Below are 10,935 nucleotides of genomic sequence, written 5' to 3' on the forward strand. Positions count from 1 at the left end.
GTATGCAAAGATACAAAATATTGTTTATCAACCAATTACAAAATGGACATTTTTGAGTGACGAAGTCAGGAAACAGATGCGTTCTTGTTTTCTTCCCATTTCACCACTATGTCATGCCAGCGGTTATCCTTGATGCCAAGATTCTTGCGACTGATGGAAATAACATATAATCCTTCGGCAGCGGACACACTGTCGGTAGGATTAAACCAACGGTTGTTTAATATAAGCTGAATAGGCTTGGACGATTCGGCCATCTTGACACGCACACCAATCTCTCCATTGCGTGTGGCAGGGAAATTCCATAAGGCTCCGTCCACATCATTAAGAACACATCATCCCACACACCATTGGCGGTAGGCAATTCGGGCAAAAGGGTGGTATTGCACCAAAAGAACAGCAATCGGCCGAGTCCTCCATCTGTGCGCATGGCATATGCTTTATTTTATCACGGCTCGACAGATAAAGAGGTCTATACTCCCCAGGATGTTCACCATAATTGTAATGTCTGATTTCTCCGTCAGCCATTCTGCTCAAACCGATATAGGCATCGGATGGAGAAACACCAGTGACACGAGGTGCCAACAGATTGTCCAGATTATTTTGGGCAGAAGCATGATACAATGACTATGGATTTTGGGTTCAGTCGTCCTTGAACGACAATTTCTCTAATTTTTCTTTCAGTATCGGAGCCTCCGATGCCCTTATCGACAATCGAATCTCGCAGGTGTTGTCGTAAGTCTGACCTACAATGCGGGGCGACATCTCCTTGATTATCTTCATCACGTCGTTCATCATTATATAGGGAAAGTCGTAGACTACCTCCTCTTCCTTGTAGAGCTTCACTATCTCGGCAGCGGCTATAGCCTCGGCAGCGGCTGTGCGATAGGCTACGATGAGTCCGCTTGTGCCAAGATTCACTCCTCCATAATATCTCACAACGATGATGAGGATATCCGTAAGGTCGTTTTTGGTAATCTGTCCGAGTATCGGTTTGCCGGCAGTGCTGCTCGGTTCGCCATCGTCATTGGCGCGAAATTGCGAATGGTCGGCTCCAAGGGTGTATGCCCAACATACATGGCGGGCATCGTAATACTTCTTGCGATGTTCGGCAACAATGTTTTTCACCTCTTCTTCGGTGGTGACATGAAAGGCAAAGGCGAGAAACTTGCTTCGCTTCTCACTGTAAAAGCCCTCTGCCGGGCTGTCTGTTATTGTCAAATATTCGTCTATCAGCTCCATTTGCTTGTTGTTCAGTAAATAATATAATATGCAAAGGTAAGACAAATAAACGACAAATGGGGAAAAAGATAATGGATAATTATGATATACCAAACAAATAACGGCAGTCATAATTATCCATTACAAAATTATCAATTATAAAAATAATTTATTAATCAAGTTTGTGAATAACAAGCCCTGAGCGTAGTTTCGGCTCAAACCATGTAGCCTTAGGAGGCATAATCTTGCCGCTGTCGGCTATGTCCATAATCTGCTGCATTGTGACGGGATAGAGAGCCAATGCCACACGCATTTCGCCACTATCCACACGTCGCTTCAATTCGCCGAGTCCGCGAAGACCACCGACAAAATCGATACGCTTGTCCGAACGCAAATCGGTTATGCCAAGTAACTTGTCAAGAATCAGTCGGCTTGAGATATCTACATCGAGCACTCCGATTGGGTCTGTTCCGTCGTATGTTCCTTCCTTGGCCTCAAGACTGTACCACTTGCCGTCAAGATATAGCGAGAACTCATGCAGATGCTGTGGCTTGTATTCGTCAGCGCCCTCACACTTAACGATGAAGTCAGCCTCCAATGCCTTCAAGAACTCCTCCGACGACATTCCGTTTAAATCCTTTACTACGCGGTTGTAGTCGAGGATTGTAAGCTGCGAAGCCTGGAAGCATACAGCCATGAAGTAGTTGTACTCTTCATTGCCTACATGCTGCGGATTCTGCTTAGCCTTCTCGGCGCCTACAAGGGCTGCCGCTGCACTACGATGATGGCCGTCGGCTATGTAGAGGGCTGGCATCTTGCGGAACTCTTCTGTGATGGTAGCAATGTCCTTATCATCGGAAATTGTCCAGAACTGATGGCGGAAACCGTCAATAGGTGCTATGAAATCATAAACAGGTGCAGTTGCGGCATAGCGGTTGATGAGTTCGTCGAGTACGCTGTTGTCGGGATAGGCAAAGAATACAGGCTCGATATTGGCATCACATACGCGTACATGCTTCATGCGGTCTTCCTCTTTGTCGCGACGGGTAAGTTCGTGCTTCTTGATTACACCGTTCATATAGTCATTGACGAAGGCTCCTACAACGAGACCGTACTGTGTCTTGCCATTCATTGTCTGGGCGTAGATGTAATACTGCTCCTTGTCGTCCTGTACAAGCCAACCTTTCTCCTGAAATTTACGGAAATTGTCGGCAGCCTGCTTGTAGACACGAGGGTCGTACTCGCTGGCGCCAGGCTCGAAGTCAATCTCGGGTTTGATGATATGATAAAGACTCATCTCGTTGTCGCCTGCTTCAGCACGGGCTTCTTCCGAGTTGAGGACATCGTAAGGTCGTGACTCTACACGCTCCACCAAATCGTGCGGTGGGCGCAGTCCTTTAAAGGGTTTTATTGTAGCCATAAAATTTAATCGTTACTTGTTTACTTGATACTTAGTGCATCCCTCACTGAAGAAAGCATTTATCTGCTTAGCAGCAGCAATACCTGCATTGATGTTGGCCTCGGCTGTCTGTGCCCCCATCTTCTTAGGTGTAGAGAAGTAGCGACCTTCAAATTTGCGGAACTCAGCATCTGCATCAGGCATAATATCGGTAACGTACTTGATATCGGTGCGCTCTTCCATAAGTTTGAGCAGCTCAGGCTCATTGATTACTTCCTTGCGTGCTGTGTTAACGAGGATAGCATTCTTCTTCATCTTACCGACAAGAGCGGCATTGATGCTCTGCTTGGTCTGAGGAGTAGCAGGAATATGGAGCGAAACCACATCACAATTCTCGAAGAGAGCGTCCTGCGAATCAACTGCAGTAACACCGGCAGCCTCAATAGCTTCCTTCGGACAGAAAGCATCGTAAGCAGAAACTTCCATACCGAAGCCCTTTGCGATGCGAGCCACATTACGGCCTACATTGCCGAAAGCAAGGATACCAAGCTTCTTACCCAAGAGTTCGGAGCCAGACTTGCCATTATAGAAATTGCGAACGGCATAAACCAACAAACCGAATACAAGTTCGGCTACAGCATTCGAGTTCTGGCCTGGAGTGTTCTCTACGACTACTCCCTTCTCCTTGGCATAAGCACAGTCTACATTATCGTATCCGGCGCCTGCACGAACTACGATCTTGAGCTGCTTAGCAGCGTCGAGTACCTCGGGAGTAACCTTGTCCGAACGAATAATCATAGCGTCGGCATCGGCTACAGCATCAAGAAGCTGCTGCTTGTCAGTATATTTCTCAAGGAGAACAAGTTCGTTGCCTGCTCCTTCAATTTCTGCCTTAATACCATTCACGGCTGCTGCTGCAAACGGTTTCTCGGTTGCCACCAATATTTTCATAGTAAACGATTTTTAATAATTATACGATAAGAAAACACTACAATTAGTGCTCTGCCTCAAAATCCTGCATGCACTTAACAAGAGCCTCTACACACTCAAGCGGAAGGGCGTTGTAGCAGCTTGCACGGAATCCACCTACAGAGCGGTGACCCTTGATACCTACCATACCATGAGCTACTGCATAGTCGAGGAACGGCTTCTCAAGATCCTTATACTCATCGTTCATAACGAAGCAGATGTTCATGAGTGAGCGAGACTCTGGCTCTACTGTTCCACGGAACAACTTGTTGCGGTCGATTTCAGCATACAGCATCTCGGCACGCTCCTTGGCACGACGGTCCATCTCCTCTACTCCACCGTTCTTCTTAATCCAACGCAAAGTTTCAAGAGCGCAATAGATAGGCACTACAGGAGGTGTATTGAACATAGAACCCTTCTCTACGTGTGTGCGATAGTCGAGCATTGTAGGAATCTGACGAGGAGCCTTGCCCAACACTTCGTCCTTCACAATAACAAGTGTAACACCTGCCATTGCGAGGTTCTTCTGAGCACCGGCATAGATACAGTCGTACTTAGCCACGTCAATTGGGCGGCTGAAAATATCTGACGACATGTCACCGATAAGTCTTACTGGAACTTCTGGGTCTTTACGAATTTCTGTACCGTAAATTGTGTTGTTAGTAGTGATGTGCAAATAATCCAAATCAGCAGGACATTCGTAGTCCTTCGGATAGTATGTGTAGCCGGCTTCAGCTGATGAAGCTACCTCTACAACCTCTCCGAACAATTTTGCTTCCTTCATAGCCTTCTTAGCCCAAGTACCGGTGTTTACATAACCTGCCTTCTTGATAAGGAAGTTGAAAGGAACCATACAGAATTCAAGCGATGCACCTCCACCAAGGAACAAAACTGAGTATCCCTCGGGAACTCCTAAAAGCTCCTTGATAAGGGCTACAGCCTCGTCTACTACGGGTTGGAAGTCCTTGGCTCTGTGGCTAATCTCTGCCAAAGAGAGTCCTGAGCCATTAAAATCTAAAATCTGTTTTGCTGTATTCTCAATCACTTCGCGCGGGAGTATTGAAGGACCAGCGTTAAAGTTGTACTTCTTCATGTGCTGTTTGTTATTAAGTTAATATTTAAATGTTCTTTCGATAGCGAAGTTACAATTTATTTTCGAGAAGAACAAATAAAACCAACTTATTTATTTCAGAAGGACAAAAACAGCATGTTTAAGCCCTCTTTTGTTTACAAAAAGCAACATAGCAACAATCTACACCTTATTAATAATATAAGGAAAGTGGATTATTGCATACAATCAGTTATTTTTCCCGATTCTTTTCTTAAGTTTAAGCTTGGGAATTTTCAATGTTTCACCAGGTTTTACCTCTGTACGTTTGTTCAAAACTTCGACATAGCATTCCATACCGTCACCTAAGAAACCCTTGCTGATAGACGCAAGGGTCTGTCCCTTTTGGACAGTCACCACTTGGTCTATGCCAACTATAACATACGCACCAGTCCTCACTCTTGCGTCATAATTATAGTCTGTTACACCAGTATGAACATGTTGCTTCAGCTCGACGACTGGCTCTTTTTTATCAACCTTTTCAACCGGTTGCACACTATCTATATCTGCAACCACTTGCTTCGACAATGCCTGTTTTCTTTCATCTATTTGCTGCTCGAGTTTCTCGATAGCTTGATTTCTCGCCTCTATTCTGACATAAAGCGCATACAACCCAGCTCCTATGCAAATCAACAGCAGAAAAGACAAGGCTGAGAGCCAATACGTCAGCTTGGGATTCTTTTGCCGACAAACAACTTTGGGCTCTTCTTCCTTTCGCTCATTCTTTTTTGACATAAGCAGCTCTGCCATCTTACGGCATCGTTCACGCTCCGACTGATCGCTATCCGGCTGATCGCAAGCAGCATCTGCCTTTTTGCATTCACACTGCACGTCAGCAGTTTCTTCACCGTCGGCAGACAATTCGACTAATGTGTTACCATCAGCCAACTCCTGCTCGTCCTTAACATCCTCCACTGATTCAGCCTTAACCTCTGGCAATTCACCACCAAGTGTAACTTCTGGCTTATCAGTATCATCATGCAAAACCTCTTGCTCTACCAAATCCGTTGCCACGACAACGTCAGTCTCCGCCTTAGCATTGGCTTCTTCAAGACTATCCGTATCAGACTCTGTAACAACAGACTCCTCTTCGTTTTCTTCCAAATCCAACAAGTCGTCATCGTCCATTTCAGAAAAATCCACCCCATCGTTTAGTACAACCGTCTCAAACTGCAGGAATGGACGGTTGATGCGGTCGCGTAACATCACTTCCGGAGTAAACGCAAATTTGCTGCGACCAGTCTTAAACGAACCCAGTCCTTTTATCTTCACTGTTCCATCGGGATGTACAAGAAGCTCTTCACTGACCGTCTCAAACATGAAATGTACAAAACTCAAGGCATCATTGTCGTTCAAACCGTAGCGCTCGGTCAAAGTCTGACAAAACTCAGCAATGTCAATAGCGCCATTAACCGAATTAGCAGTTTTCCTCACCGATGTCTCAGCCTTGAAAGCCACAACAATCTTTGGCGGCACAAGCATACGCTGTCCATTTGACGGATTGACAACGATACGCTCCATACGTTTCTTTATCTCGAAGATTCCAAAATTGGCTATCGAGATTCCTACGCCTTCATCAAACTTCTGCGACATACATTCCACCACACAACGCACCATGCGCTGTGTGTCATCTTGCGAGAATCCCGTATGTCGGGACAGTTCGGCTATATATTCCTTGTTGTTCATATAGACATTCGGTTAGCTTAACGTCAGTCAGTCGACCACTTCACCATACAGGTCGAAGTCGTCACTATCAGTAATATGTACATTATAGAAGCTTCCCACACGCAGACGATGGTCAGCATTTATCAATACCTCCGGATCAACCTCAGGCGAGCAGAACTCACTACGTCCGATATAATAGTCACCTTCCTTGCGGTCGACAACAGTCTTCAGTACAGTGCCCACCTTAAGCGCCTCCACCTCGGCACTAATCCGTTGCTGCACAGCCATAAGCTTATCAAGTCGGCGTTGCTTTTCCTCCTGAGGCACGTCGTCCTCATAATGCTCGGCACTATACGTACCGTCCTCAGCCGAATAGGCGAAAGCTCCCATACGTTCAAAACGTGCCCACTTGACAAAATCTACAAGTTCGCGGAAGTCTTCCTCGGTCTCGCCCGGGAAACCTACCATAAGTGTTGTGCGCAGATGGATGCCTGGCACACCTTCACGAATTTTCTCAATCAGCTCCATTGTCTCCTTTTTGGAAACATTGCGGTGCATGCGTGTCAATACATTATCCGAAATATGCTGCAAGGCGATGTCGAGATATTTGCATACGTTAGGCTTCTCACGTATCACGTCGAGCAATTCGAGCGGGAACTGGTTGGGATAGGCGTAATGCAGGCGCACCCACTTCACACCCTTTATATCGGCAATATCGGCTATCAAATCAGCAATATGGCGCTTGCCATCAATGTCAACACCATAATAAGTCAGTTCCTGTGCGATAATCTGGAATTCCTTAACACCTCGCTCTACAAGTTCGCGCACTTCCGCAAGGATTTCTTCCTTTGGACGGCTGACGTGTCTGCCTGTTATGATAGGTATGGCACAATAAGCACAATGACGGTCGCAGCCCTCGCTTATCTTGATGTAGGCATAATGATGCGGTGTCGTAATATGACGTTGGGCTGACTCAGCAACTGGCGTTTCCGGTTCGCCCAAATCCACGAGCAACTGCTTGTAATTAAACTTGCCGTAATACTTGTCTACCTCAGGAATCTCCTTCTCAAGGTCTTCCTTGTATCGCTGCGAAAGACAACCCATGACAAACAACTTGCCTATGCGTCCCTCTTCCTTGGCCTGTACAAGTTCGAGAATAGTGTCAATACTCTCCTGCTTTGCATCTTCAATAAATCCGCAGGTATTGACTACCACAATCTCTCCCTCTATACGTTTTGCATCATGCGTACACTTATAGCCAGCCTTTTCAAACTTAGCCATAAGCGTTTCGCTGTCGACGAGATTTTTCGAACATCCCATCGTTATGATATCTATCTGTCCTTTCTTCATCTAATCCTTTTATCTTAATCCTGTTTGAACAACGAGTCGACAAACTGGCGCTTGTTGAACAACTGCAACGCCTCCATCGATTCGCCAAGTCCGATATACTTTACAGGCACCTTCAACTGATCGCTGATGCCTATCACTACTCCACCCTTGGCTGTACCGTCAAGTTTGGTTATTGCAAGCGAAGTTATCTGTGTCACCTGCGAGAACTGCTTGGCCTGTTCGAAAGCATTCTGTCCAGTACTGCCATCAAGCACCAAGAGCACTTCGTCAGGAGCCTGGGGCAACACCTTCTTCATCACATCCTTTATCTTCTTCAGCTCATTCATCAGTCCCACCTTGTTGTGCAGACGTCCAGCTGTGTCTATAATAACAACATCGGCACCATTAGCCTTAGCCGAAGACAAAGTATCGAAAGCCACCGAAGCCGGGTCAGAACCCATCTGCTGCTTAACTACCGGCACACCGACACGCTCACCCCAGATACAGATCTGCTCTACTGCAGCTGCTCTGAAGGTATCAGCAGCACCAAGGTAAACCTTCTTGCCTGCCTTCTTAAACTGATAGGCAAGTTTGCCGATGGTCGTGGTTTTACCAACTCCGTTTACTCCGACAACCAAAATCACATATGGCTTGTGCTCTGTAGGCAAATCCCAGTCGTCATTGTCGCCAGTATGATTCTCGGTCAAGAGCGAAGCAATCTCGTCGCGCATTATTCGGTTAAGCTCTGATGTCGACACATACTTGTCACGAGCCACACGCTCCTCAATTCGCTTGATTATCTTCAGCGTGGTCTCCACACCGATATCCGATGTAATCAAAGCCTCCTCAAGATTGTCGAGCACCTCGTCGTCAACCGTCGACTTACCCATCACAGCACGTTGTATCTTGTCAAAAACGCTGTGCTTTGTCTTTTCGAGTCCGTTGTCGAGGACTTCCTTTCTGTTCTTATTAAAAAATCCAAAAATTCCCATATAACGTTATATTTTCTGCAAAGTTAATTTAAAATAAGCAGAAAACAAAGCATTTCGTTTAATAATTAAGGTACTATGCACTACAACACTTAAAATAGAAGCTTTTTTAGAAGGTTTAAAACGTTAATTATTATTAACCGTACATCAAAATCACTCACAAGTATCTGTGTTTTAAGAAAATATGTCTAACTTTGCACACTGATTTTTAATTCACATAAAGTCTAACTTTATTAATTACATTTTTAACATTTAATTTTTTATGTCAGATTTAAAGAACGTACAGCCGTTGGCAGACTTCAACTGGGACGAGTTTGAGAACGGTGGCAGCTCAGAGGTAAGCAAGCAGGAGCTTGAGAAGGCTTACGACGAAACCCTCAACAAGGTGTCAGAGCACCAGGTAGTTGAAGGCGAAGTAATCTCTGTAGACAAGAAAGAGGTTATCGTAAACATCGGCTACAAGAGCGATGGTATCATCCCTGCATCTGAGTTCCGTTACAACCCAGACCTCAAGGTAGGCGACAAGGTTGAGGTTTACGTAGAGAACCAGGAGGACCGCAAGGGTCAGCTCGTTCTCTCGCACAAGAAGGCTCGCCTGAGCAAGAGCTGGGAGCTCGTTAACGCAGCTCTCGAGAATGAGGAAGTTATCCAGGGCTACATCAAGTGCCGCACTAAGGGTGGTATGATCGTTGACGTATTCGGCATCGAGGCATTCCTTCCGGGCAGCCAGATCGACGTTCACCCAATACGCGACTACGACGTATTCGTAGGCAAGACAATGGAGTTCAAGGTTGTTAAGATCAACCAGGAGTTCCGCAACGTAGTTGTTTCTCACAAGGCCCTCATCGAGGCTGAGTTGGAAGCACAGAAGAAGGAGATCATCAGCAAGCTCGAGAAGGGTCAGATTCTCGAAGGTACTGTTAAGAACATCACTTCTTACGGTGTATTCGTTGACCTCGGCGGTGTTGACGGACTCATCCACATCACAGACCTCTCTTGGGGCCGCGTAAGCGATCCTCACGAGGTTGTAGCTCTCGACCAGAAGATCAACGTTGTTATCCTCGACTTCGATGACGAGAAGAAGCGTATCGCTCTCGGTCTGAAGCAGCTCACTCCGCACCCATGGGATGCTCTCGACGAGAACCTCAAGGTAGGCGACCACGTTAAGGGTAAGGTAGTTGTTATCGCCGACTACGGCGCATTCGTAGAAATCGCTCCGGGCGTTGAGGGTCTTATCCACGTTTCAGAGATGAGCTGGAGCCAGCACCTCCGTTCAGCTCAGGAGTTCCTCCACGTAGGCGACGAGGTAGAGGCAGTTATCCTCACACTCGACCGTGCAGAGCGCAAGATGTCTCTCGGCATCAAGCAGCTTAAGGAAGATCCATGGGAGGCTATCGAGGTTAAGTATCCTGTAGGCAGCAAGCACACAGCTAAGGTTCGCAACTTCACTAACTTCGGTATCTTCGTAGAGCTCGAAGAGGGTGTTGACGGACTCATCCACATCTCTGACCTCTCTTGGACAAAGAAGGTAAAGCATCCTTCAGAGTTCACACAGGTAGGCGCAAGCATCGACGTTGTTGTTCTCGAAATCGACAAGGAGAACCGTCGTCTCAGCCTCGGCCACAAGCAGCTTGAGGAGAATCCTTGGGACACATACGAGTCTCTCTACACTCCGGGTTCAGTACACACCGGCAAGATTACTGAGATGATGGACAAGGGCGCTGTTATCACTCTCAACGAGGGTGGTGAGGGCTTCGCTACTCCTAAGCACCTCGTTAAGGAGGATGGCACACAGGCACAGCTTGGTGAGGAGCTCGAGTTCAAGGTAATCGAGTTCGTTAAGGAGACAAAGCGCATTATCCTCTCACACAGCCGCACATTCGAGGCAGGCAAGGAAGAGGTTAAGCCGGTTCGCAAGCACACCGCTAAGAAGGAGGCTGCTCCTGCTATCAACAACGTAGCCGCTTCAACAACTCTCGGTGACCTCGACGCTCTCGCAGCATTGAAGGCCAAGATGGAGAAGGGCGAGTAATCGTAGCAGAGAACTTGCATCTGAAGATTTGACTATTCAAATCGATCAATAAATAACAAGGTCACAAATAAGTAGGCACAAGCCCGCTTGTTTGCGACCTTTTTTCGTATACCACATATTTGCATCCATTATTTCATACTCTACACACTGCAAATGGCTCACCCGATAAACTAGGGGGAAGACGCTTTGATTCTATAGAAAATTTATACCTTTGTGCCATGAATAA

At 46.5% G+C, this 10,935-nt stretch carries 8 protein-coding genes and 1 pseudogene; 1 reads left to right on the top strand and 8 read right to left on the bottom strand.

The genetic code is table 11. The features are described from left to right. Positions 1 to 65: 65 nt before the first annotated feature. From I6E38_RS13070 to ftsY, 8 genes and pseudogenes are all read right to left on the bottom strand, one after another. Positions 66 to 317 (bottom strand): hypothetical protein, encoded by a 252-nt coding sequence (locus I6E38_RS13070; RefSeq protein ID WP_235394412.1) that lies wholly within the window; start codon positions 315 to 317, stop codon positions 66 to 68. 322 nt (positions 318 to 639) lie between these two features. Beyond that, complete coding sequence (locus I6E38_RS13075; RefSeq protein WP_235394413.1) at positions 640 to 1,239, bottom strand: IMPACT family protein; 600 nt, start codon at positions 1,237 to 1,239, stop codon at positions 640 to 642. Positions 1,240 to 1,390: 151 nt separating this feature from the next. Then, positions 1,391 to 2,638 carry a DUF1015 domain-containing protein gene (locus I6E38_RS13080; protein WP_235394414.1) on the bottom strand — a complete coding sequence of 416 codons (1,248 nt, stop codon included), beginning with the start codon at positions 2,636 to 2,638 and terminating at the stop codon, positions 1,391 to 1,393. Between the two features lie 12 nt (positions 2,639 to 2,650). Continuing rightward, positions 2,651 to 3,568, bottom strand: coding sequence for an NAD(P)-dependent oxidoreductase (locus I6E38_RS13085; RefSeq protein ID WP_235394415.1), 918 nt, complete (start codon positions 3,566 to 3,568; stop codon positions 2,651 to 2,653). Positions 3,569 to 3,611: 43 nt separating this feature from the next. Next, the gene (gene serC, locus I6E38_RS13090; protein WP_235394416.1) at positions 3,612 to 4,679 is read right to left on the bottom strand and encodes a 3-phosphoserine/phosphohydroxythreonine transaminase; all 1,068 of its coding nucleotides are present in this window, start codon (positions 4,677 to 4,679) and stop codon (positions 3,612 to 3,614) included. Positions 4,680 to 6,119: 1,440 nt separating this feature from the next. Then, positions 6,120 to 6,380, bottom strand: a pseudogene (locus I6E38_RS13095) (HU family DNA-binding protein); the annotation flags it as partial. Between the two features lie 27 nt (positions 6,381 to 6,407). Next, positions 6,408 to 7,709 (bottom strand): 30S ribosomal protein S12 methylthiotransferase RimO, encoded by a 1,302-nt coding sequence (rimO, locus tag I6E38_RS13100; RefSeq protein ID WP_235394417.1) that lies wholly within the window; start codon positions 7,707 to 7,709, stop codon positions 6,408 to 6,410. A gap of 14 nt (positions 7,710 to 7,723) precedes the next feature. Next, complete coding sequence (ftsY, locus tag I6E38_RS13105) at positions 7,724 to 8,680, bottom strand: signal recognition particle-docking protein FtsY (RefSeq protein ID WP_235394418.1); 957 nt, start codon at positions 8,678 to 8,680, stop codon at positions 7,724 to 7,726. A 259-nt stretch (positions 8,681 to 8,939) separates the two neighbouring features. Between ftsY and rpsA the strand changes: the two genes are divergently transcribed. After that, positions 8,940 to 10,709, top strand: coding sequence for a 30S ribosomal protein S1 (rpsA, locus tag I6E38_RS13110; RefSeq protein ID WP_235394419.1), 1,770 nt, complete (start codon positions 8,940 to 8,942; stop codon positions 10,707 to 10,709). Positions 10,710 to 10,935: the final 226 nt, after the last annotated feature.

Origin of the sequence: Leyella stercorea (assembly GCF_021531355.1) — a bacterium.
Classification (GTDB): domain Bacteria; phylum Bacteroidota; class Bacteroidia; order Bacteroidales; family Bacteroidaceae; genus Prevotella.

Coding starts and splice junctions, on each gene's coding strand:
- rpsA (WP_235394419.1), top strand. CDS start 8,940: ATGTCAGATTTAAAGAACGTACAGCCGTTGGCAGACTTCAACTGGGAC.
- I6E38_RS13075 (WP_235394413.1), bottom strand. CDS start 1,239: ATGGAGCTGATAGACGAATATTTGACAATAACAGACAGCCCGGCAGAG.
- ftsY (WP_235394418.1), bottom strand. CDS start 8,680: ATGGGAATTTTTGGATTTTTTAATAAGAACAGAAAGGAAGTCCTCGAC.
- serC (WP_235394416.1), bottom strand. CDS start 4,679: ATGAAGAAGTACAACTTTAACGCTGGTCCTTCAATACTCCCGCGCGAA.
- I6E38_RS13080 (WP_235394414.1), bottom strand. CDS start 2,638: ATGGCTACAATAAAACCCTTTAAAGGACTGCGCCCACCGCACGATTTG.
- rimO (WP_235394417.1), bottom strand. CDS start 7,709: ATGAAGAAAGGACAGATAGATATCATAACGATGGGATGTTCGAAAAAT.
- I6E38_RS13085 (WP_235394415.1), bottom strand. CDS start 3,568: ATGAAAATATTGGTGGCAACCGAGAAACCGTTTGCAGCAGCAGCCGTG.